Origin of the sequence: Bordetella trematum, from assembly GCF_900078335.1 — a bacterium.
GTDB classification, from domain to species: domain Bacteria; phylum Pseudomonadota; class Gammaproteobacteria; order Burkholderiales; family Burkholderiaceae_B; genus Bordetella; species Bordetella trematum.
Genome location: NZ_FKBR01000045.1, coordinates 39,130 through 62,527 on the forward strand (window position 1 = coordinate 39,130; position 23,398 = coordinate 62,527).

Sequence of the window (23,398 nt, forward strand, 5' to 3'; positions counted from 1 at the left end):
CCGCGCGCTGCGGGGTCACCCGCGTGGCGGTAACGCGCATAGCCGCGCATGAAGCCAGTCAAGGAAACCGTCGGGCTCGAAACGCGCCCGGACCTGTACCGACCATAGCCGGGGGTCTTGCAGGGCGGCGCATTTGATGGCGTCCTTGGCGGTGATCAGAATCGTGCCGGCGGGGATGCCGGTGAAGGGCGAGCGTGCGTAATCGTAGTGGTCGGGCAGGGCCAGGCGAGGCTCGGGATGGATGCCGGCAGCCTCCAGGGTGCGGAAGAACCGCTCCGGATTGCCGATGCCGGCGGCAGCGGCTACCGGCCGGCCGGCAAACCCGGCCAGGCTTTGCTCCGCGCCGTCGCTCAAGCGGCGCGCCGCCTGCGGCTCCAGCCACATGGTCCAGCGCGCTGCCGGCCCGTCCGGGGCGGGCGCCGCCGCCGGGGTGTTGCTGTTGGTGATGATGGCGTCGACATCGCGCAGGCGGCTGGCCGGCTCGCGCAGCGGGCCGGCCGGCAGCAGGCGGCCGTTGCCCACGCCGCGTTCATCCTGCACCACGATTTCGATGTCGCGCGCCAGCGCCAGGTGCTGCAGGCCGTCGTCGGCCACGATCACGTCGACGTCGGGGTGGGCTGCCAGCAGGGCGCGGGCCGCGTCGGCACGGCGAGGATGCACGGCCACCGGCGAGCCGGTCACGGCGGCGATCAGGGCAGGTTCATCGCCGAACTCGCGCGCTGCGAGCCGGCCCTGGCCGACGCGTGGCCTGCCTTCGATCTTCGCGCCATAGCCGCGACTGATCATGCCCGGCGTGTAGCCGCGCGCCCGCAAGCCTTCCAGGATGGCGATCACGACCGGGGTTTTGCCGGTCCCGCCCACGTAAATGTTGCCCACCACGATGACCGGTACCGGCGCTTGCCAGGCGCTGCGCGCGCCGCTGCGGTAGGCCTGGCGCTTGCGGCGCACGAAACGGGCGGCCAGCGCGCCCAGGGGGCGCAGCAGCGTGGACAGCCAGCCGCCGTGTTGCCACTGGTGCTGGAGCGTGCGCGCAAGAAAACCGTCGGGCTTCAATGGGCGGCCTGAGCGGCGAAGTTGACGCGGCCGATGCCGGCGTCGCGCGCGGCTTGCATGACGTTGACCACTGCCTGATGGGCGGCTTGCGCGTCGGCATTGATCACCACCACGGGCTGTGGCTGGCCGGCCGCCGCGCGCCGCAGGGCGTCGGCCATCGCGCCGGGTTCGCCGTTGTCCAGCAGCACGCCGTTCAGGGCGTAGTGGCCGTCCTGGCTCACGGCGACTTCGAGGGTGACCTGGCCGGCGGCGTCGGCCTGTGCCTGGGGCAGGGTGATCTCCAGCTGGCTGTAGCGTGCGAAAGTGGTGGTGGCCGCCAGGAAGATCAGCATCACCAGCAGCACGTCGATGAGCGGAATGACGTTGATGTCCAGCTCGTCGTCATGCCCGCGCCGGCGCCGGAAGTTCATGGGCGTACCTCGCGCGCCAGGCGGGCCGCGCCCTGCTCCATGGCGTTCAGGTAGTGGTCGACGCGACTGCGGAAGTAGCGGTGCGCGATCAGGGCGGGAATGGCGATCAGGATGCCGAACCCGGTGTTGTAGAGGGCGACCGAGATGCCGTGGGCCAGCTGCGCGGGGTCGGTGCCGCCGGGCGTGTAGGCGCCGAAGATCTCGATCATGCCGATGACCGTGCCGAACAGCCCCATCAGGGGGGCCACCACGGCGACTGTGCCCAGTGCGGGCAGATAGCGGTTGAGGTCCTGGGCGACGCCCTGGCCGGCCGTCTCGACAGCGTCGCGCAGCGCATCGCGTGGCGCCTGCCGCATGCGCAATACCTCGGCCAGCACGCGGCCATAGGGCGAGCTGCGTTCCAGACGGTTCAGGGCCTCGGGACTGTCCTGGCGGGTGCGCAGCATTTCCTGCACCTGTTCGCTCAGCCCGCGCGGCATGATCAGCGCGCGGCGCAGCGAGAGCAGGCGTTCGAGGATCAGCGCCAGGCCGAGGACGGAGGTTGCCAGCAGGGGCCAGATCGGCCAGCCGGCATCGCGCAAAAGGGTCAGCAAGACGGGAGACTCCAAGGAAGGGCGGCCCGCAGATTCGGGCGGGGCGTCAGGCGGCAATGTAACGGCGGGCCGGCGTCAGTGGCAAGTCGCCAATCCGTCAAAACTATCCACAGAATCTGTGGATAATTCTGTGCAAAACTTCCGGGAAACCCCCTCGGGACAGGGGTTTACAGTAGTTTGCTTCACTTCTGCTCAGTATGAAAATCATGTTAAACCGTTATGAATCAATGGCTTGCATGTATTTTCGCGGGTTTTGAACGGGCCGGCGGGCAATTGCCGATTGCGCTATCATGCGAGCCCGTATTCTCAAGCCCTGTGGACATATTTCGCTGTTTGAGCCCCATGACAACAGGATTCGCTGTCAAAGATGACGCATTCGCGCGGGATGTCCTCTCGGTCGCGCAATTGAACCAGGCAGTCGGCCAACTGCTGGAACGCAATATTCCCGCGCTGTGGGTGCGTGGTGAAGTGTCCAATTTCACCCAGGCCGCGTCGGGCCATTGGTACTTCACGCTCAAGGACGCCCGTGCGGCTGTGCGAGCGGTGATGTTCCGCGGCCGCGCGGCGGCGGTCGGTTTCGTGCCGCGCCCGGGCGATGAGGTCGAGATCCGCGCCCGTGTCAGTCTCTATGAGCCGCGTGGCGATTACCAGTTGCAGGCCGAGGCCATGCGCCGTGCCGGCGTGGGCAATCTCTACGAGGCCTTTCTCCTGCTCAAAGAGCGCCTGGCCGCACAGGGCCTGTTCGATCCCGCCCGCAAGCGCACCCCGCCGCGTCTGCCGCGCGCCATCGGCGTGGTGACCTCCCTGCACGCGGCTGCCTTGCGCGATGTGCTGTCGGCGTTGGCGCGGCGCGCGCCCCAGGTGCCGGTGGTGATCTATCCGGCGGCGGTGCAGGGCGCCGAGGCAGCGCGTGCGCTGGCCGCCCAGGTGCGCGCCGCCAGTCAGCGCGCCGAGGTGGATACCTTGCTGCTGGTGCGTGGAGGCGGCAGCATCGAGGATCTGTGGAGCTTCAACGACGAAGAACTGGCATATGCCGTGGCCGAATGCGCCATGCCGGTGATCAGCGGGGTGGGGCATGAAACCGACTTCACGATTGTCGATTTCGTAGCCGATGTGCGCGCTCCCACGCCGACTGCGGCGGCCGAGCTGGCCTGCGTGCCGCGCGGCGAGCTGCTGGGCCAGCTTGGGCATGCCGTCACGCGTCTGGCGCGTGCGCAGCAGCGCCGCCTGGAACAGGCCGCCCAGCGGCTGGACCGGGCCAGCGCCCAACTGGCGTCGCCGTTGCAGCGCCTGGCGCATCAGCGCGAACGCCTGAATACCTTGCGCCACCGGCTGGCCGCGGCCGCTCAGCGGCCCGTCAGCGCCCAGGGCCTGCGCTTGGGGGCTCTGGCGCAACGGCTGGCGCGCCGCGCGCCTCAGACGGCGCGCGCGCAGGACCGTCTGCTGGACCTGGCGCAGCGCCTGGCCCGCGCGCAGAAGGCCAGCCTGGCCCAGGCCCAGGCGCGCGTGCAGGCCTGGTCGGGGCATTTGCGCGCCCTGGATCCCGAGCATACGCTGGCACGTGGCTATGCCGTCCTGCGCGATGAGCAGGGGCGGGTGGTCAGCGATGCCGCGCAGCTCGCCGTGGGGCAGCCCGTCAGTATCGATCTGGCCCGAGGCAGGGCGGGCGCGCGCGTCACCGAAACCGGGCCGCGCGACTGAAATATTCTCTTAACCCCGCGCCAAACCCGGGTTAACGCGAGGCCGCAAGCAAGAGCCGATACAATGAAACGGCTTGATCGTGCATTCAACCAAGAAGGAATCGACCATGGCACATACTCTTCCCCCCCTGCCGTACGCGATGGACGCGCTGGCTCCGCGCATTTCCAAGGAAACGCTGGAGTACCACTACGGCAAGCATCACCAGACGTACGTCACCAACCTGAACAACCTGGTTCCGGGCACCGAGTTCGAAAACGCCTCGCTGGAAGACATCGTCAAGAAGTCGTCGGGCGGCATTTTCAACAACGCCGCGCAGGTGTGGAACCACACCTTCTACTGGAACAGCCTGTCGCCCAATGGCGGCGGCGAGCCCACGGGCGCGCTGGCTGACGCCATCAAGGCCAAGTGGGGCAGCGTTGAGGCCTTCAAGGAAGCCTTCAACAAGTCGGCCGCCGGCAACTTCGGTTCGGGCTGGACCTGGCTGGTGAAGAAGGCCGATGGCAGCCTGGACATCGTCAATACCAGCAATGCCGCCACGCCGCTGACCACCGCCGACAAGGCGCTGCTGACCTGTGACGTGTGGGAGCATGCCTACTACATCGACTACCGCAATGCCCGTCCCAAGTACCTGGAGAACTTCTGGGCCCTGGTGAACTGGGAATTTGCTGCGAAGAACTTCGCCTGATCGGCCGGCCAGGCGCTGTAAGCGCCCTGGCGCGATCCGGGCCCGGCTCTGCCGGGCCTTTTTCTTGTGCGCCAGATGTGTCGTACAGAGAGCGGAAATGTCCAAGGACTAGACAGAGCGTCCGTTCTTTGGACACCCTCGGGGCAGGGGGGCAAGGGGGGGGAACGCTGCGGTAACATCCAGGGCAGATTCCTTTTCTCATCCACTTTTCCTGACGAGCCATGACCCTGGAAGCCTTTATCTGCGACGCGATTCGTACTCCTTTTGGCCGCTATGGCGGTGCGCTGTCTTCGGTGCGTGCCGATGACCTGGCCGCGATTCCCATCAAGGCCCTGATGGCGCGCAACCCGAACGTGCGCTGGGAAGAGCTGGACGACACGATCTTCGGCTGCGCCAACCAGGCAGGCGAAGACAACCGCAACGTGGCCCGCATGGCCACCCTGCTGGCCGGCCTGCCGATCGAAGTGCCGGGCGCCACCGTCAACCGCCTGTGCGGTTCGGGTCTGGATGCGATCGGCACTGCCGCGCGCGCCATCCGTGCCGGCGAGGCCGGCCTGATGCTGGCAGGTGGCGTGGAAAGCATGAGCCGCGCCCCGTTCGTCATGGGCAAGGCCGACAGCGCTTTTTCGCGCAATGCCGCGATCTACGACACCACCATCGGCTGGCGCTTCGTCAACAAGCTGATGAAGGCGCAGTACGGCGTGGATTCCATGCCCGAGACCGCTGAAAACGTGGCCGATGATTTCGGCATCAGCCGCGCTGATCAGGACAAATTCGCGCTGGCCAGCCAACAGAAAACCGCCCGTGCCCAGAAGGAAGGCTATTTCGATACCGAAATCACGCCGGTGTCGATCGCGCAGCGCAAGGGCGATCCGCTGATCGTCGATCGCGACGAGCACCCGCGCGAGACCAGCCTGGAAGCGCTGGGCCGCCTGAAGGGCGTCGTGCGCGAAGGCGGCAGTGTCACGGCCGGCAATGCGTCGGGCGTCAACGATGGCGCCGCGGCCCTGCTGCTGGCCGACGAGAAGGGCGCTGCCCGCCACGGCCTGACTCCGCGTGCGCGCGTGGTCGGCATGGCCACGGCAGGCGTGGCCCCGCGCATCATGGGCATGGGCCCGGCGCCGGCCACCCGGAAGGTGCTGGCCCAGACCGGCCTGACGCTGGCCCAGATGGATGTCATCGAACTGAACGAAGCCTTCGCGGCGCAGGGCCTGGCCGTGCTGCGCGATCTGGGCATCGCTGACGACGACGCGCGCGTGAACCCCAACGGCGGCGCGATCGCTCTGGGCCACCCGTTGGGCGCCAGCGGCGCACGTCTGGCTACCACCGCCATCAATCAGCTGCACCGCACCGGTGGCCGCTATGCGCTGTGCACGATGTGCATCGGCGTGGGCCAGGGTATTGCTCTGATCATCGAGCGCGTCTAAGCGACACGCTGGCAGCTGCGGCGGCCAGTGCACAAAGACCCTCCCGTAAAACGGAGGGTCTTTGTTTTTTCGTGTTCGTCCCGGCGGACAAGACTGGGGCATCGCCGGTTGCCGGCCGGTCGATTCCGGAGCATGGGCTCGGCGGGGTCTCGATGCCTGTGCACCCGGGCCGGTCTTGGCGGGCGATGCGGCGTCGCGAGCGCTTCAGGGCAGCCCGTCGACCTTGGCGCCGGCGGTGATGCCACGCTCGGCAAACCAGCCCTGGTACATTTCCAGCGCGTAGCGCACGGGCTTGCGCGAGCAGTGCGGGTCTTCGGTCTGCGGCGCCATGTCTTCGATGTTGGTGATGCTGCCATCATCGGCAATAAAGGCGATGGACAGCGGCAGCAGGGTGTTGCGCATCCAGAAGCACTGCCGGTCGGGTTGCTCGAAAATGAACAGCATGCCGTTGTTGCCCGGCAGCTCGCGGCGCCCCATCAGGCCGATGCGGCGCCGTTCGTCGGTGTCCGCCATTTCAGCCTGAATAACGTGGATGCCGGCAGACAACTGGGTCACGGGCAGCGGATCCTGGGCGGGCTGGGCATGGGCAGGCAGGGGGCCGAGCGACAGGCTCAGTGTCCAGGCAAGGGGCAGGAACAGGGCGGAAAGCTTGGGCATGTACGGCGAAATCCAGGATGGCCGGCGCAGCGCCGGCCCATGAAAAAGGCGGAGCCTGAGGCTCCGCCTGCATAATACCGGTTGTGCGGTCTGGGCGCGCCGCCCTAAGCCGCAGTAATATTGAGGGCCTGCTTGCCCTTGGGACCCTGAATGATCTCGAAAGAGACCTTCTGGCCTTCCTTGAGGGTTTTGAAACCATTCATCTGGATGGACGAAAAATGGGCGAACAGATCTTCTCCGCCGTCATCCGGCGTGATGAAGCCAAAGCCTTTTGCGTCGTTAAACCATTTGACGGTTCCGGTTGATTTTGGAGTGTCCCCTTGGACGGCGGTTGCGGTCGTGTCAGACATGCGGACTGCCTCTTTTTGAATCATATGTTGGACAACGGGCCATGGCTTGGCCTTGAGCCCACCCGGGAACGGTCGCGCTAACAACGGGTTGAAAGGCTCCCGAATGCAAGGATAATGCGCTGCTTTTCTTGGCTGCGTCAAGTATGGAAACTACGCATGTCCGCGTGTAATTTTGAGTAATTGCGAAGCGATTATCTGGCCGATTAAATAGAATACCCGCCCTATGAGTTCTACCTTGGATTCGCAGCACGATCTGGTGGTCGAGAAAGCGCCGGCACGCACGGCGCCGCCGCCCATGTATCAGGTCCTGTTGCTCAATGACGACTACACCCCGATGGAGTTCGTGGTGAAAGTCCTGCAGAAGTTCTTTGGCAAGAATCAGGAAGACGCCACGCGCATCATGCTGCAAGTGCATCATGAAGGCCGCGGCGTGTGCGGGGTGTACCCGCGCGACGTGGCGGCTACCCGGATTGCCCAGGTAGCTCAATATGCGCGCGCGCGACAGCACCCCTTGCAATGTGTCATGGAACCGGTGTGATCAGCCAGGGCCTGGTTTGGCCTGGTATCCATTTTCCGGAATGACCCCGCCGCATCTCGGCTGAGAGACGGCGGGGTTGAGTCGTAGTGGCTTGAGGTGCATCTTGGCGAATAAAAAGAATGTCTGGCTGGGAGCGGGAGCGGTGGCGGTATTGGCCGCTGCCGTCGGATTGGGATGGTGGGCCGGACGGGGTCCGGCCGCGCCGGTGGCGCAAGCGCCAGCACCCGTGAGCGCGCCGGCGAGCACGGACGGGCCGGCCGCCGGGCCGGCGGCGATGGCGCCGACGGGCCAGGCGACGGTTGGCGCGCCCGACGATTTTGCCGCGCTCAATTGTCAGCCGCGCCAGTACAACGACAGCCTGGCGCTGGCGCTCACCTTTACCCAGCCGGTCGAGCGCAAGGCTGACCTGGATCGCTATCTGCAGGTCACCGAGCTGGGCGTGGCCGAAGACCAGGGCGAAGGAGCCGCCGGCCCGCAGGCCGCGCAGACCGGCCAGCCCGCGCCGCAGGGACGCGCGGTGCAGGGCGGCTGGGTGACGGGCGACAACCCGCGCGTGGTCTATTTCCCCTACGTGCAGCCGCTCAAGCGCTACGCCATCACCGTGCGCGAAGGCCTGCCGGGCGCCGCGCCTGCGGGCGCCTTGCCCCAGGCGGCGCGTTGCGACGTGGCGACCCAGGCCATGCCGCCGTCCTTTTATTTCGCCAGCCGTGGCGTGGTGCTGCCGGCCGGGCAGAACGGCGGATTGCCGGTGGCGACCGTCAATATGCCGGAAGTGGACGTACAGTTTCTGCGGGTCGACCCGCAGCGCGTCCCGGAACTGTTCGAGACGGTGCTGGGTGTGGGACGCCAGGACGTCGGCAATGATGATGACGATGCCGAAAATGATTGGCGCTATGCCGATAACCGCAGCCTGAAGGGCTCGGTCAGCAACTGGGACCTGGACCGGCTCAACAGCCTGACCACCAGCGTCTACCAGGGCCGCTTCGTCACCGATGACAAGCCCAACCGCCGGCACGTCACCTTCTTGCCGGTTGAACATATCAAGGAATTGCAGGAGCCCGGCATCTACATCGCGGTGATGAGCCAGCCCGGCCGCTTCCGCTATGAGTATCAGACTACATATTTCTATGTCAGCGATCTGGGCTTGCATGCTCGCCGCTATCCGGACCGCAGCGAAGCTTATGTGGTGTCGCTCAAGAGCGGCCAGCCAGTCAGCGGCGTGCGGGTCGAGCTGGTCGATGCGGCAGGCAAGGTGCTGGCCCAGACCGAGGCCGACGGGCAGGGCCACGTGCGCTTCGATGGCGCCCATGGCAACGCGCGCCTGATGCGTGCGGTCCGGGGCAAGGAAATGACCGTGCTGGCCCTGGGTGAGCCGGCGCTCGACCTGTCGGAGTACGACATCGGCGGCCATCCTTCGCGCAACAACAATCTGTTTGTCTATGCCGGGCGCAATCTGTATCGCCCGGGTGAGCAGTTCCATGTGTCGGTGCTGGCGCGCGACCCGGACGGGCGTCCCCTGCCGGCCAGCCCGCTGACGGCCACCCTCAAGCGTCCGGACGGCCGCGTCACGCGGACCACCCTCTGGCGCGCCCAGCCAGAGCTGCCCAACTACCTTGAACAGGCCATCGACATTCCGCAAGACGCCCAGACCGGCACGTGGCTGCTGGAGTTGCGCGTCGATCCGGCCTCCAGACTGCCTGACGCGGCCTGGAAGTATCAGGTCGAGGAGTTCCTGCCCGAACGCATGAAGCTGGCGCTGACCTCGGAGCAGGCTGTGCTGGAGCCCGAGGAAAACTGGCGGGTCGATCTGCAGGGCGACTATCTCTATGGCGCGCCGGCGGCAGGCAACCGCGTGCTGGCCAGTTTTCAACTCAAGCGCGACCGCGTCGCGCTGCCGCAGCAGTGGCCGGGCTTCATCTTTGGTGACGTGGCCGATGACAGCACGCGACGTTATGAAGAATTGCCCGATACCGAGCTGGATCGCCAGGGCGGTGGCGAGCTGCTGGTCGATCCGCAGGCCGGTGGTACGCATTCGCCCATGAAGGTGCGTCTGTCGGTCAGCCTGCTGGAGTCCGGCGGGCGTCCGGTAGTGCGTTCCATTGAGCGCAGTGTCTGGCCGGCCAGCACCCTGATCGGGGTGCGCCCCTTGTTCGATCGTGACGTGACCCGTGAAGGCGCGCCGGCGGGCTTTGAAGTCATCCGTGTGGACGCCCAGGGCGAGATGCAGCCGGTGAGCGGTGCGCAGATGCGCCTGTTCCGCGAGAACCGCCAGTATTACTGGCGGTTCGATGACCAGCGCGGCTGGAACAGCGGCTTTATCGAAACCGACGAGCTCACCGATTCGCGCGTGCTCGACATTCAGGGGCGCACGCCTTTGTCCCTTGGGGTCGACTGGGGTCGCTACCGCCTGGAAATTGCCGATCCGCAGACCGGCGAGGTGATGCGCTATCGTTTCTATGCGGGCTGGAATGCCCAGGATGCCGACGCGGTCGGCAACCGGCCGGATCGTGTGCAGCTGAAACTGCAGGACGTGCCCGCCAGGCCGGGCGAGACGGTCCGCCTGGCCGTCACGCCGCCACATGACGGCCAGGCACTGATCACGGTCGAGGGCGACGGCATGCTGTGGTCCAAGTGGGTGGCGGTCAAGGCGAGCGGCACCGAAGTCGCCATTCCGATCGATGCCGCCTGGAAGCGCCACGACCTGTATGTGTCGGCAACGGTATTCCGTCCCGGCAGCGAGGGCGATCGCGTGACGCCGGCGCGTGCGCTGGGTCTGGCCTACTTGCCGTTGGCCAGCGCCGATCGCAAGCTGGCGGTGAGTCTGGAGGCGCCGGCCAAGGTCGAGCCCGAAAAGCCGGTCAAGGTACGAGTGAAAGTCGATGGCGCCAAGTCTGGCAAGGCTTACGTGACCCTGTCGGCCGTCGATGTTGGCATTCTCAACATCAATCAGTACGCCACCCCAGATCCCATGGACTTTTTCTTCGGCAAGCATCGTTATGCGCCGGAGCTGCTGGACATGTACGGCAAGCTGATCGAGAAAATGGAAGGTACCCAGGGGCGCCTGAAGTGGGGTGGTGACGCGGCCATGCGCGGCGACAGTCGCAGCCTGCCCAAGAAGGTCAAGCTGGTGGATCTGTTCTCGGGAGCGGTGGGGCTGGATGCCAAGGGAGAGGCCGAGATCGAGCTGAACGTGCCCGATTTCAACGGCACGCTGCGGCTGATGGCGGTTGCCTTCACTGACGAACGCTATGGCAACGCCGATGCCGAGATGGTGGTTGCCGCCCCGGTGGTGGCCGAGTTGAATACGCCGCGTTTCATCACCCCGGGCGACCAGGCCGCCATCGCGCTGGACCTGACCAACCTGAGCGGCGCGACCCGCAAACTCACCGTGCGTCTGCAGGCGCTCGATCCGCTGGCAATCAACGACAGCGTGCGCACCGTGACGCTCAAGGACAAGGAGCGCACGACGCTGCGTTTTGTGGCGTCCACGACCGGCTCGTACGGCCTGGGATTGATGCGTCTGGTGGTCGAGGGCGATGGCCTGCGCATTGCACGCGAATCGGTGCTGCAGGTGCAGCCGGCCTATGCGCCGGAGCGTCGTGTGCGTCGCGTACGCCTGAACCCGGGCGAGGAGTGGACACCGCCGGCCAGCATGCTGGCCGGCTGGCACGCCGACTCGGTGACGGCGGCCTTGACGCTCTCGAATCGTCCGCCCCTGAACGTCAACCGCCTGGTCGAAGACCTGCTCAACTATCCCTATGGATGCACCGAGCAGACCATCAGCGCCACCATGCCGTGGGTCCTGATCGACGAGGCGGGCGCCAAGCGCTTCAACCTGCCGGTGCGCACCCTGGCCGAGCGGCAGGCCAAGGTGGATGGCGCGCTGGCGCGCCTGTCGGGCATGCGCAACGCCACGGGCGGCTATTCGCTCTGGAGTGATGCCGGCTCGCGCGATGTGTGGCTGAGCGCCTATGCGCTGGGCTTCATGCAGGATGCGCGGGACCGGGGCTTCAACGTGCCCGAGGCCAACTTTGAGCGCACCCGCCAGTGGTTGCTCGAGCAACTGCAGCAGACGCCCAACAGTTTCGGCAGCTGGTCGGCCAACCTGCGTCAGGGGCTGGAGAGCGGCCGCATCGATTCGGGCAGCGCCGACGTGCTGCGCAATGATCATCGCCGCTTTGCCGGGCTGACGACGGCTGCGCTGATGCTCGCCCGCGATGGCAAGGCGCCCTTGTCCACGGTGCGCCAGCTGTTCGACGACTATGGCGAACGTGCCCGTTCGCCGCTGCCGTTGATCCAGCTGGCGGTCACGTTCAAGCTGCTGGGTGACGAGGGCCGCATGAAGCGGGCGCTCGAGGCAGGCATGACGCGGCCCTACGGCATCACGCGCCGCAACGTCGGGGGCTACGAGGAGTGGCTGGGCGATTACGGCAGCAGCGTGCGCGACTATGCCCAGGCCTACGCCCTGATGCAGCAGTACGGCCTGCGCGATGATCGCAGCGAGACACTGCTCGAGCAGGCGGTCGCCCGCCTGGGCAACCGCTCCTATCTGTCCACCCAGGAGCAGATGGTGCTGTTGTCGGCCGCCAATGCGGCAGGCGGTGACCGGGGCACGCCGTGGCAGGCCATGCTGCAGCAGGCCGACGGTAGCAGCCGCAGCCTGACCGGCAAGATGGACGAAACGCTGCAGTTCAACGCCGATTCGGCTGCGCAACTGCAACTGCGCAACGTTGGCAACCAGTCGCTGTTCGTCGAGCTGGACACCCAGGGCACGCCGCTGACCGCGCCGGTGGCCCGCAATGACGTTATCCAGTTGCGTCGCGGCTGGTACCGTCCGGACGGCCGCGCCTGGGATGGCGGCACGCTGCAGACCGGCGACATGCTGGTGGTGTGGATCCAGGCCGAGGCGAATCAATATGTGCCGGACGCCCTGATCGTGGACCGCGTGCCGGCCGGGTTCGAGGTCGAGAACCTGAACCTGTCGCAAAGCCCGGAAATGCAAGACTGGGAAATCGGCGGCCGCCGCGTCGCCGATGCCCTGGCCGATCGCAATATCAAGCATCGCGAATTCCGCGATGACCGTTATGTGGCGGCGGCCAGCCTGGGTCGTGGCAGAGTGGACATTTTCTATCTGGCGCGCGTGGTCTCTCCGGGCCGTTACAGCGTTCCGCCGCTGGTCGCCGAGGACATGTACCGCCCGGCGATACGCGGTGTAGGGGATACATGGAGCAACATCGAGATCCGCGACCGCCAGCCGCGCCGTTAAGGCGCTGGCGGCGGCGGCTGGCCTGGCTGGCCGCCGCCGTGCTCCTGCTCCCGCCTGCCGCTTTCCTTATCCTGGATGCGTTGTATCCGCTGCCGCCCCTTGGGGCGGCGGGCGCGCGCGTGGTGGTTGCCAGCGACGGCACGCCCTTGCGCACTTATCCCAGCCGCGATGGAGTCTGGCGCTACCCGGTATCGCCGCAGCAGGTATCGCCGCGCTACCTGGAAACCTTGCTGGCCTACGAAGACCGGTGGTTTTACTGGCACCCCGGCGTCAATCCCTGGGCCATGCTGCGGGCCGGCTGGCAATGGGCGGCCCATGGACGCATCGTGTCCGGCGGGTCGACCCTGACCATGCAGGTGGCGCGGCTGCAGGACCCGGCGCTGGCCGGTCAGCCGTCGCGCAGTCTGGCGGCCAAGGCGCGCCAGGTGTGGCGCGCCTTGCAGCTGGAATGGCACTACAGCAAGGATGAGATCCTGGCGATGTACCTGGCTCATGCCCCCATGGGCGGCATCGTCGAGGGCGTGGAGATGGGCGCGCGGATGTGGCTGGGGAAATCCGCCAGCCACCTGAGCGATGCCGAGGCGGCGCTGTTGACGGCCTTGCCGCAAGCGCCTTCGCGCCTGCGGCCGGATCGCCATCCCGAGGCGGCTGCCGCGGCCCGCGACAAGGTGCTGGCGCGCATGCAGGAGCTGGGCCGCTGGCCGGCCGAGCGGGTGGCCGATGCGCGCATCGAGAATGTGGTCGCGCCGCCCCTGCGGGCGCGTTGGCTTGCGCCGTTGGCCGCGCAGCGCCTGCTGGCCGATGGCCGTGCCGGGCAGGCGGTGCTCGCCAGCACGCTGGATGCCGACATGCAGGCCACTGTCGAGCGCATGCTGCTGGATCGGGTCGACAGCCTTCCGCCCAAGGTCTCCATGGCCGTGCTGGTGATGGACAACGATACGCTGGAAGTGAGGGCCTATGCCGGCTCGGCCGATTTCGGCGATGACAGCCGTTCTGCGCATGTGGACATGGTGCGCGCCGTGCGGTCGCCGGGCTCCACGCTCAAGCCCTTTCTTTATGCCATGGCGCTGGATGACGGTCTGGTACATTCCGAAAGCCTGCTGATGGATGTGCCGCTGTCTTTCGGCGGCTATGCACCCGGGAATTTCCAGGCTGCGTTTTCCGGGCCGGTGAGCGTGGCGCAGGCCTTGCAGCGCTCCCTGAATGTGCCTGCCGTCGATCTGCTGGACCGCGTCGGCCCGGCCCGCTTCGCGGCGCAGATGCAGAATGCCGGCGTACGTTTGCGTCTGCCGGCCGGCGCGACGCCCAACCTGAGCCTGATTCTCGGCGGCGGCGGCACTACGCTGGAAGAGCTGGTGGGCGCCTATCGTGCGCTGGCGCGTGGCGGGCTGGCAGGGCAGCCCCGGCTGTCGCCCCAGGCGCCGTTCATCGAAACCCGCGCCATGAGCGCCGGGGCGGCCTGGATCGTGCGCGATATCCTGGAGGCGGGCGGCCATCCGGACCGACCGCTTTACCAGCAGGCCGGCGGGCCGGGGGCGCTGGCCTGGAAAACCGGCACCAGCTTCGGATTTCGCGATGCCTGGGCCATCGGCGTGACCGACCAATGGACGTTGGGCGTCTGGGTCGGGCGGCCCGATGGCACGCCCAACCCCGGGTTCTTCGGTGCGAACGTGGCCGCGCCGTTGTTGCAGGATGTGGTGGCGGCCCTGCCGGGTGGCGCGCCGCGCGCCCGCCTGCGCCCGCCCACGGTGCAGACGGCGGTGACCTGCTGGCCATATGGCTGGCGGCGCGAGAGCGTCGCGCAGGGCGCCTGCACCGAGCCGCGTGCGGCCTGGGTCTTGAATGAAACGGTTCCGCCCTCATTTGCTGGCTATGCCGATGGCACGCTGGGCTCCCTGCGTATCGAGGGAGTGGCGCAGGGAACCGTACTGCGTCCCGTGCCGGGCGCGCACGACGTGACGCTCCAGGTTGGCTTGCGCGGCGGACAGGGCCGTGTATGGTGGCTGCTGGATGGAAAAGTGTTCGCCCAGGCAGACGCCAGTCATACGCAGGCGCTGTCTCTGGCGCACAATGGTCGTCATCAGCTGACCGTCATGGACGAAGCGGGCAGATACACGGGGCTGGAATTCGAAATCGCTGGTGTTACGCCCTGATCAGCATAGAATAGGAAGCGTGTCCTTGACCGCTTCGTGCGTTACGGAGGAAGCGTGATTTCCCAAGAGCTTGAAGTCAGCCTGCATATGGCTTTTGTCGAGGCCCGATCGGCCCGGCATGAATTTATTACCGTCGAGCACTTGTTGCTGTCGCTGCTGGACAATGCTTCGGCCGTCGAGGTGCTGCGCGCCTGCGGCGCCAATCTGGACGAGCTGCGCGGCCATCTGCGCCAGTTCGTGTCCGAGAACACCCCCGTCATTCCCAGTGGCGCCGAGGTCGATACCCAGCCGACGCTGGGTTTCCAGCGGGTGATCCAGCGCGCCATCATGCACGTGTCGGCCGGGGGCAGTGCCAAGAAACCCGTCACCGGCGCCAATGTGCTGGTGGCCATCTATGGCGAAAAGGACTCGCACGCGGTCTACTACCTGCAACAGCAGGGCGTCACGCGTCTGGACGTGGTCAATTTCCTGTCGCATGGCATCACCAAGCAGGGCCAGGATGAACCGGCCGCGGCCCAGAAAGAGCCGCCCGCCTCGGCCGAGGAGGGCGCCGACTCGCGTCAGTCGCCGCTGGACCAGTACGCCACCGATCTCAACGCGGCGGCCCTGGCCGGGCGCATCGATCCGCTGATCGGTCGCGAGCACGAGGTCGAGCGCGTCATCCAGGTGCTGTGCCGCCGTCGCAAGAACAATCCGCTGCTGGTGGGCGAGGCCGGGGTCGGCAAGACCGCCATCGCCGAAGGCCTGGCCTGGCGCATCACGCGCGGCGAAGTGCCCGAAATCCTGCAGTCGGCCCAGGTCTATGCCCTGGATATGGGGGCATTGCTTGCCGGCACCAAGTATCGCGGCGACTTCGAGCAGCGCCTGAAGGGCGTGCTCAAGCAGATCCGGGGCAATCCCGATGCCATCCTGTTCATCGACGAGATCCATACCCTGATCGGGGCCGGTTCGGCCTCGGGCGGCACCCTGGACGCCTCCAATCTGCTCAAGCCGGCCCTGTCGTCCGGCCAGCTCAAGTGCATCGGCGCCACCACCTACACCGAATACCGCGGGGTCTTCGAGAAGGATCACGCCCTGTCGCGGCGTTTCCAGAAGATCGATGTGCCCGAGCCCAGCGTCGAGCAGACCGTGCAGATCCTGCGCGGCCTGAAGAGCCGTTTCGAAGAGCACCACAGCGTGCGCTACTCGGCGGCGGCGCTTACGGCGGCGGCCGAGCTCTCGGCGCGCCACATCAATGACCGCCATCTGCCGGACAAGGCCATCGACGTCATCGACGAGGCCGGCGCCGCCCAGCGCCTGCTGCCGCGCTCGCGCCAGAAGAAAGTCATCGGCAAGGCCGAGATCGAGGCCATTGTCTCCAAGATTGCGCGTATCCCGCCGCAGTCGGTGTCCAACGATGATCGCAGCAAGCTCGCCACCCTGGACCGGGATCTCAAAACGGTGGTCTTCGGTCAGGATCAGGCCATCGATGCGCTGTCCTCGGCCATCAAGATGGCGCGCTCGGGGCTGGGCAAGCCGGACAAGCCCATCGGGGCTTTCCTGTTTTCGGGCCCGACCGGCGTCGGCAAGACCGAGGTCGCGCGCCAGCTGGCCTTCACGCTGGGCGTGGAACTGCTGCGCTTTGACATGTCCGAGTACATGGAGCGTCATGCGGTGTCGCGCCTGATCGGCGCGCCGCCGGGTTATGTGGGCTTTGACCAGGGCGGCCTGCTGACCGAAGCCGTCACCAAGCAGCCGCACTGCGTGCTGCTGCTGGACGAAATCGAGAAGGCCCACCCGGATGTCTTCAACATCCTGCTGCAGGTGATGGACCACGGCACCCTGACCGACAACAACGGGCGCAAGGCGGACTTCCGCAACGTGATCCTCATCATGACCACCAACGCCGGCGCCGAGACCCTCAACCGGGCGGCCATCGGTTTCGTGAACAGCCGCAGCACGGGCGATGAGATGGCCGAGATCCGCCGCATGTTCACGCCGGAGTTCCGCAACCGCCTGGATGCCATCATCCCGTTTGCGCCCCTCGATCGCGAGATCATCCTGCGCGTGGTGGACAAGTTCCTCATGCAGCTCGAAGACCAGTTGCACGAGCGCCGCGTGGAGGCGGTCTTCACGCAGCGCCTGCGCGATTACCTCGCCAAGCATGGCTTCGATCCACTGATGGGCGCGCGGCCGATGCAGCGCCTCATCCAGGATACGATCCGCCGTGCGCTGGCCGATGAACTGCTGTTCGGGCGCCTGGTCGATGGCGGTTCCGTCACGGTGGATCTGGGCGAGGACGACAAGGTGGTGCTGTCCTTTGAGAACGCCGAACCGCCCAAGGCCAAGCGCAACCCGGAGGTCGAGTTGGCCGACGAGGCGCTGTGACGGTTCGCCCGGTTTGGACGCGCAACCGCATTCTCTGATCGCCTGCGAGCACTGTGCCAGCGTTTATCGCTGGCACACGCTCGAGCATGGCGAGACGGCAGCCTGCGAGCGTTGCGGTTCGACCCTCTGGCGTTACAGCGGGCTGGGGCCGTCCAGCTGGCTGGCGCTGACGCTGGCGGCGCTGTTCATCTTTGCCCTGGCCAACGCCTTTCCGGTGGCCTCGCTGTCGGTCCAGGGCATGGTGAGCAATGCCACCCTGCTGGATGCGGTGCACATCACCTGGCGACAGGGCCACTATGCGGTGGCGCTGATGACCGGGACGGTCGGCTTCGTGATCCCGATGCTGCAGATCCTGGTACTGCTGTGGGTGCTGGGGCCGTTATCGCGCGGGGTGCTGCCCTGGGGCTTCGAGCCGATCGTGCGGCTGCTGGGGATGCTGCATCCCTGGAGCATGGTGCCGGTGTTCCTGCTCGGGGTGCTGGTGTCGGTGATCAAGCTGGCTGGCATGGCCTCGGTGGAGCTGCGGGCCGGCCTGCTGGGCTTTGCCGTCCTGACGGTGCTGTTGACCATGCTCAGCCGCCTGCAACCGGCAACGTTGTGGCGCATGGCCGAACGTGCCCGGGTCGTTCCCGTGACGCTGCCGCCCATGACGGCCGACACCGTGCTGGCGGGCTGCCATGTATGCGGGCAGGTGCAGGCGCTGCCCTCCAGGGAAGACCCCGAAACCCATCATCACTGCGAGCGCTGCCATGCGGTGCTGCATTACCGCAAGCCCAACTCCGTCTCGCGCACCTGGGCGCTGCTGCTGGCAGCCGCCTTGCTTTACATCCCGGCCAATGTGCTGCCCGTCATGCAGATCGTTTCGATCACCGGCGGCAGCGGCCATACCATCCTGGGTGGCGTGATCGAACTCTGGCAGATGGGCTCCTGGGACATCGCGCTGATTGTTTTCATCGCCAGCATCGTGGTGCCGCTGACCAAGTTGCTGTCGCTGGCCTTCCTGACGCTCAGCCTGCAATGGCGCAGCACCACCAACCTGCGCCAGCGCACCCGTCTCTACCAGATGGTAGAGTTCATCGGGCAATGGTCCATGCTGGATGTCTTCGTGGTCATCATTCTGGCCGCGCTGGCCGACTTCCAGGGGCTGATGGAAATCAGCGCCGGGGCGGGCGCGGCATCGTTCGGCCTGGTGGTGGTACTGACCATGCTGGCCGCCATGACTTTCGACCTGCGCCAGTGCTGGGATGTCGAGCAGCAGCCGGGCGGAGAGCTCACCCCGGCGCAGCAGGTCATGCCGTCATCTGCAGGCCAACCTTCTTTGAACCATCATTAGGAACCCCCACGACATGGCTGAGCCGACTCAAACGCCGGACAACCCGTTGGGTAAGGTCAAGGTGACCCGCAAGGAGCGTTCCCGCATCTCCTGGATCTGGCTGGTGCCGCTGGTGGCGGCGCTGGCGGGCTTGTCCATGGTGGTACGGACCTGGCTGGATGCCGGCCCGCAGATCACCATCGAGTTCAACACGGCCGAAGGCCTGGAAGTCGGCAAGACCCAGTTGCGCTACAAGGATGTGACGATAGGCACCGTCAGCGGCATTCACTTCAACGACGATCGCAGCAAGGTCGTGGTGCAGGCCGAGCTCTCCAAGGATGTGGCCAGCATGGCTGCCGAGGGCACCCATTTCTGGGTGGTGCGCCCGCGTCTGGGCTTGAGCGGGGTGTCGGGGCTGGGCACCCTGCTGTCGGGCGCCTATATCGGCGTGGATGCGCCGGTCAAGCCGGACGACCTCAACCGCAAGCCCAGCAAGTTCCACTTCGAGGGGCTGGAGAATCCGCCGCTGGTCGAATACGACCGGCCCGGCAAGCGCCTGCTGTTGCAGGCCGACGACCTGGGCTCGCTGGATATCGGCTCGCCGGTCTACTACCGGCGCATCAATGTCGGGCAGGTGGTGGGTTACGCCCTGAGCGATGATGGCGAGGCCGTCAACATCGAGATTTTCATCGATGCCCCGAATGACCGTTTCGTCACCAAGGGGGCGCGATTCTGGAACGCCAGCGGCGTGGATCTTTCGATCAACGCCGAAGGCCTGCAGGTGCAGACGCAATCCATGGTGGCCGTGATGCTGGGCGGCATCGCCTTTGCGAATGTGGTCGAACGCAATACCGAGCCGGCCGACAGCAACAGCCGCTTCCTGCTCTATGACGGCGAGGATGCCGCCAAGGCCAATACCGATGGCACGCCGTTCCACATCCGCATGCGCTTCGATCAGTCGGTGCGCGGCCTGTCCAAGGGGGCGCCGGTCGACTTCCAGGGCATTGTGCTGGGCGAGGTCACCGATGTGGCGATCGATTTCGATGCCGCCAACAAGCGCTTCTATGGCGTGGTCGACGCCACCATCTATCCGGAGCGGCTGGGCGGGCTGTTCGAGCAGATCGTCGCGGCCATCGAGAAGGCCACCGGCAATCGTGAAATGGCCTCCGACCATATGCTGCGCGTGCTGGTGGAAAATGGCCTGCGCGCGCAACTGCGCACCGCCAACCTGCTGACCGGCCAGATGTTCGTGGTGCTTGAGCATTTCCCCGGTGTCAAGCCGATCAAGTATGTCTCCACCGAGCCGGCCACCATCCCGACCATTCCGGGTCAGTTCGACCAGTTGCAGGAGCAGATCAGCACCATTGTGGCCAAGGTCGAGAAGGTGCCGTTCGACAAGATCGGCCAGGACCTGGCTGCCACCCTGGCCAATACGGCACGCCTGACGGCCAGCCTGGACAAGCAGCTCACGCCGGATGTGGCGTCCACACTCAAGGAAGTGCGGCGCTCGCTGTCGCAGCTCAACGAGTTGCTGGCGTCGGATTCGCCGCTGCCACTGAGCGCCGAGCACTCCTTCAAGCAGTTGTCGCAGGCCGCGCGGGCCCTGCGCAATCTGGCGGAGTTTCTCCAAAGCAATCCGCAGGCCCTGCTGCGCGGGCGGGGAGAAGACCCCATCCCCGGCGCCGGTCCGGTAAGGAATTAAGCCATGATGCCGTTACGCCGTGTTTTGCCCTGCCTGCTGCTGCCCCTGCTGGGCGCCTGCGGCACCTCGCCTCCGGCCAACTTCTATACTTTGCAGGCGCCGCCCCAGGCGGCCGACGCCAGCCAGGCCGGCTTCATGATCGAAGTCGTGCCGGTGAGTGTGCCGGCGCAGTCCGATCAACCGCAGATCATGTTGCGTACCGGCACGGGCAGCATCGCTCCGTTGTACTCCGAGCGCTGGAGCGCACCGCTGGCCGATGAGATGCGCAGCGCGTTGTCCGAAGGCCTGACCCGCAACCTCGGGGCGCTGGACGTGCAGGTGGTGCGGCCGGCCCCGGGCACGCCGGTGTGGCGGGTGCAGGCGGATGTGCAGCGTTTCGACATGAGCGATCAGGGGCCGGCCGTTCTGGATGTCACCTGGCGGGCGCGGCCGATCAACACGTCCGGCGCGGCGCTGATCTGTCGCAGCGTCGTTACCGTGCCGCCTGCCGAGGGGCAAGCGCTGATCCCCGGATTGGTGGTGGCGCAGCAGCAGGCCATTGGTCTGCTGGCGCAAACCATCGCCTCCGGCATCCGGCAGCAGGGCGCCAATGCCCAGGCGGCCTCCAGCGCCGTCAGCCTGAGCGGTTGCGCGGCGCTCAAAGACTGAGGCCTGCCAGGCGGCAGGCCTCAGGTCGGCCGGCAGGCGAGCCCCTGGCCGGCTAGAGGTGGTAGGCGGACTCGCCGTGGCTGCTGATGTCCAGCCCCTGGCGCTCTTCGTCGGGGGAGACCCGCAGGCCGCACAAGCGGTCGGCGATCTTGAACGCCACCCAGGCCACCGCGCCCGACCAGACCATCGTGATCAGCACGCCTTCGAGCTGTACCCAGACCTGCCCGAGGATGAGACCGGGGCTGTCCAGGCCGGGTCCACCCAGGACCTGCGCATTGAAAACGCCGGTGAGCAGCGCACCCACGATGCCGCCCACGCCATGGACGCCGAACACGTCCAGCGAGTCATCGGCGCGCAGCAGGCGTTTCAGGCCATTGACGCCCCACACGCAGATGACGCCCGCCACGATGCCGATCACGAAGGCGCCAACCGGGCCCACCAGGCCGGCGGCCGGCGTGATGCCTACCAGGCCCGCGACGGCGCCGGAGGCAGCGCCCAGCACCGAGGGCTTGCCCTTGATGGTCCACTCGGCAGCAACCCAGCCGAGTACGGCGGCGGCGGTTGCGATCAGGGTGTTGAAGAAAGCCAGCGTCGCGTTGCCGTCGGCGGCCAGCGCCGAACCGGCATTGAAGCCGAACCAGCCCACCCACAGCAGCATGGCGCCGATATAGGTCAGTGGAAGGTTGTGCGGTTGCATGGCCTCGCGGCCATAACCCAGGCGCTTGCCTACGACATAGGCGCCCACGAGGCCGGCCACGCCGGCGTTGATATGCACCACGGTGCCGCCGGCGAAGTCCAGCGCGCCGCGTGCATTGAGCAGGCCGGGGGCCGTGTCGGAGGCGAACCAGACCATGTGGGCGATGGGCAGGTAGGCGAAGGTGAACCAGATTGCCACGAACACCATCACAGCGCTGAAGCGCGCGCGTTCAGCGAAACTGCCTACCACCAGGGCGCAGGTGATGCCGGCGAATGTGGCCTGGAAAGACGCGAACAGCAATTCGGTCAGGCTGCCGCTGGGGGCAAAGCCCCCGGTCGCGGGGTCGAACAGACCATTCATGAAGAGACGCGAAGCGCCGCCGATGAAGGCGTTGCCTTCGGTGAAGGCCAGCGAGTAACCGTAGGCGAACCACAGCACCAGGGCAAGGGCGAAGGCGCACAACACCTGCATCAGCACCGAAAGCACGTTCTTGGCGCGCACCAGGCCGCCATAGAAGAGCGCCAGGCCGGGTACGGCCATCATCAGTACGAGCAGGGTGGAGACCAGCACCCAGGAGATGTCAGCTTTGTCCATTTGCGGGATTCCTTGGGGGTTGCGGGTTCAAAGCGCGGCATCGCCGCATTCGCCGGTGCGGATGCGCACGGCCTGATCCAGCGGGCAGGTGAAGATCTTGCCGTCGCCGATCTTGCCGGTGTGTGCGGCCTGTTCGATGGCGTCGATGGCCTGATCCAGCAAGGCATCGGGGATGGCCGCCTCGACGCGCAGCTTGGGCAGGAAATCAACGGTGTATTCGGCGCCGCGATACAGCTCGGTATGGCCCTTCTGGCGGCCGAAGCCTTTGACTTCGGTCACCGTCATGCCCTGAACGCCGATGTCGGACAGGGCAGCGCGGACGTCATCCAGTTTGAATGGCTTGATGATGGCTATGACGAGTTTCATGCGGATTCCTTTGGGTTGGCACAGGGGCATGAATCCCTATGCAAACTTCGTGCCAGGCGATGTTCCGGGCGGGCCGGACCGGGTCTGCAGCCCCTTATGCGCCAAGACGGCGCATAAGGCCGTGCTCAGGCGTCAAGTTGGTGCATGGCGCGCGCCACCTTGGGGCCTGCGGTGCGCAACAATCTCGCGCAGCCCCGGTAAAAGTGTTGCCAATTGCTGCGTCTTATTTGCTTGAAATCCGCGCCCCGGCGAGGCCGTGGTTCGTCCTGACCCTGTTTTCATGGGCTCGTGGCGTTCCGGCGCGGTACGAGCGGCAGGCGGGCCGCGCTGCGGGCTGAAACCTTGCATTACAGGTGATGGCTTGTCCCACAGGGGAGGGCGGGGAAGAATGGGTCAGGACAGATCAGGCCACGATCTGTCCGGCAGGCAACGACAGGCCCGCGCCATCGTCGCCTTGCCAGGCCGGTCTAGGGCGGCCGGCCAGGGTCGCTAGCGAGCGATTCTGTTTTTCTCCTGTGCTTTGTATAGCGGCGCCTTCAGTGGGCCGCTTTTTTTTTGCCAGGCGTCTACACTGGAGGCATGACAATTTCAGCGAGGGCATCATGAATCGCACCCAATGGATGGAAGACCTGCAGAAGAACATTTCGGATCTCATCGCGCGCAGTCCGGCCGCCGATGTCGAACGCAATGTGCGCTCGATGTTGACGCAGGGTTTCGCGCGTCTGGATCTGGTCACGCGCGAAGAGTTCGATGTGCAGGCCGAGCTGCTGGCGCGCGCGCGCACGCGCGTGGATCAACTCGCCGTGCAGGTCGAACAGCTGCAGGCGCGCCTGGATGCGCTGCAGAATGGCAACGCGCCCGCCAGCGAAAGCTGACAGG

At 66.3% G+C, this 23,398-nt stretch carries 18 protein-coding genes; 11 read left to right on the plus strand and 7 right to left on the minus strand.

Annotated elements, in window-relative coordinates; all coding sequences use genetic code 11:
• Positions 1–15: 15 nt before the first annotated feature.
• The 3 genes from lpxK to A7V84_RS16055 are packed head-to-tail and all read right to left on the minus strand — an operon-like array spanning position 16 to position 2,056.
• Positions 16–1,053 (minus strand): tetraacyldisaccharide 4'-kinase, encoded by a 1,038-nt coding sequence (gene lpxK / locus A7V84_RS16045; RefSeq protein WP_063492352.1) that lies wholly within the window; start codon positions 1,051–1,053, stop codon positions 16–18.
• The gene (locus A7V84_RS16050; protein ID WP_063492351.1) at positions 1,050–1,463 is read right to left on the minus strand and encodes an ExbD/TolR family protein; all 414 of its coding nucleotides are present in this window, start codon (positions 1,461–1,463) and stop codon (positions 1,050–1,052) included. Before A7V84_RS16050 ends, lpxK begins: the two co-directional genes overlap by 4 nt.
• Positions 1,460–2,056 carry a MotA/TolQ/ExbB proton channel family protein gene (locus A7V84_RS16055; RefSeq protein ID WP_170283348.1) on the minus strand — a complete coding sequence of 199 codons (597 nt, stop codon included), beginning with the start codon at positions 2,054–2,056 and terminating at the stop codon, positions 1,460–1,462. Before A7V84_RS16055 ends, A7V84_RS16050 begins: the two co-directional genes overlap by 4 nt.
• 342 nt (positions 2,057–2,398) lie before the next feature.
• On the opposite strand from A7V84_RS16055, the gene xseA reads away from it, so the two are divergent.
• From xseA to pcaF, 3 genes are all read left to right on the plus strand, one after another.
• The gene (gene xseA, locus A7V84_RS16060) at positions 2,399–3,757 is read left to right on the plus strand and encodes an exodeoxyribonuclease VII large subunit (RefSeq protein ID WP_025514661.1); all 1,359 of its coding nucleotides are present in this window, start codon (positions 2,399–2,401) and stop codon (positions 3,755–3,757) included.
• A 106-nt stretch (positions 3,758–3,863) separates the two neighbouring features.
• Positions 3,864–4,442, plus strand: a complete 579-nt coding sequence (gene sodB, locus A7V84_RS16065) for a superoxide dismutase [Fe] (RefSeq protein ID WP_025514662.1) — start codon at positions 3,864–3,866, stop codon at positions 4,440–4,442.
• A gap of 221 nt (positions 4,443–4,663) precedes the next feature.
• On the plus strand, positions 4,664–5,869 hold the full coding sequence (gene pcaF / locus A7V84_RS16070) for a 3-oxoadipyl-CoA thiolase (RefSeq protein ID WP_025514664.1): 1,206 nt from the start codon (positions 4,664–4,666) through the stop codon (positions 5,867–5,869).
• A 204-nt stretch (positions 5,870–6,073) separates the two neighbouring features.
• On the opposite strand, the gene A7V84_RS16075 is transcribed toward pcaF, so the two are convergent.
• Entirely contained in the window at positions 6,074–6,526 is a 453-nt protein-coding gene (locus A7V84_RS16075; protein ID WP_063492350.1) for a DUF192 domain-containing protein, read from the minus strand.
• Between the two features lie 104 nt (positions 6,527–6,630).
• Positions 6,631–6,876, minus strand: coding sequence for a cold-shock protein (locus A7V84_RS16080; protein ID WP_025514667.1), 246 nt, complete (start codon positions 6,874–6,876; stop codon positions 6,631–6,633).
• Between the two features lie 223 nt (positions 6,877–7,099).
• Here A7V84_RS16080 and clpS point away from each other — a divergent pair, with 223 nt between their 5' ends.
• From clpS to A7V84_RS16115, 7 genes are all read left to right on the plus strand, one after another.
• Positions 7,100–7,414 carry an ATP-dependent Clp protease adapter ClpS gene (gene clpS / locus A7V84_RS16085; protein WP_025514669.1) on the plus strand — a complete coding sequence of 105 codons (315 nt, stop codon included), beginning with the start codon at positions 7,100–7,102 and terminating at the stop codon, positions 7,412–7,414.
• Positions 7,415–7,517: 103 nt separating this feature from the next.
• Entirely contained in the window at positions 7,518–12,680 is a 5,163-nt protein-coding gene (locus A7V84_RS16090; RefSeq protein WP_231940053.1) for an alpha-2-macroglobulin family protein, read from the plus strand.
• The gene (gene pbpC, locus A7V84_RS16095; RefSeq protein WP_082833036.1) at positions 12,638–14,833 is read left to right on the plus strand and encodes a penicillin-binding protein 1C; all 2,196 of its coding nucleotides are present in this window, start codon (positions 12,638–12,640) and stop codon (positions 14,831–14,833) included. The genes A7V84_RS16090 and pbpC overlap by 43 nt, the downstream gene beginning before the upstream one ends.
• Positions 14,834–14,887: 54 nt before the next feature.
• Positions 14,888–17,200 carry an ATP-dependent Clp protease ATP-binding subunit ClpA gene (gene clpA / locus A7V84_RS16100; protein ID WP_025514679.1) on the plus strand — a complete coding sequence of 771 codons (2,313 nt, stop codon included), beginning with the start codon at positions 14,888–14,890 and terminating at the stop codon, positions 17,198–17,200.
• A 13-nt stretch (positions 17,201–17,213) separates the two neighbouring features.
• Positions 17,214–18,533 (plus strand): paraquat-inducible protein A, encoded by a 1,320-nt coding sequence (locus A7V84_RS16105; RefSeq protein WP_025514680.1) that lies wholly within the window; start codon positions 17,214–17,216, stop codon positions 18,531–18,533.
• 13 nt (positions 18,534–18,546) lie between these two features.
• Positions 18,547–20,214: a PqiB family protein gene (locus A7V84_RS16110; RefSeq protein WP_025514681.1), complete on the plus strand. Its 1,668-nt coding sequence runs from the start codon at positions 18,547–18,549 to the stop codon at positions 20,212–20,214.
• Between the two features lie 3 nt (positions 20,215–20,217).
• Positions 20,218–20,862: a PqiC family protein gene (locus tag A7V84_RS16115; RefSeq protein ID WP_025514682.1), complete on the plus strand. Its 645-nt coding sequence runs from the start codon at positions 20,218–20,220 to the stop codon at positions 20,860–20,862.
• A gap of 52 nt (positions 20,863–20,914) precedes the next feature.
• Here A7V84_RS16115 and A7V84_RS16120 read toward each other — a convergent pair whose 3' ends face one another.
• Positions 20,915–22,153, minus strand: coding sequence for an ammonium transporter (locus tag A7V84_RS16120; RefSeq protein ID WP_025514683.1), 1,239 nt, complete (start codon positions 22,151–22,153; stop codon positions 20,915–20,917).
• 27 nt (positions 22,154–22,180) lie between these two features.
• Positions 22,181–22,519 (minus strand): P-II family nitrogen regulator, encoded by a 339-nt coding sequence (locus A7V84_RS16125; RefSeq protein ID WP_025514686.1) that lies wholly within the window; start codon positions 22,517–22,519, stop codon positions 22,181–22,183.
• A 602-nt stretch (positions 22,520–23,121) separates the two neighbouring features.
• On the opposite strand from A7V84_RS16125, the gene A7V84_RS16130 reads away from it, so the two are divergent.
• Positions 23,122–23,394, plus strand: a complete 273-nt coding sequence (locus A7V84_RS16130; RefSeq protein WP_025514688.1) for an accessory factor UbiK family protein — start codon at positions 23,122–23,124, stop codon at positions 23,392–23,394.
• Positions 23,395–23,398 lie beyond the last annotated feature (4 nt).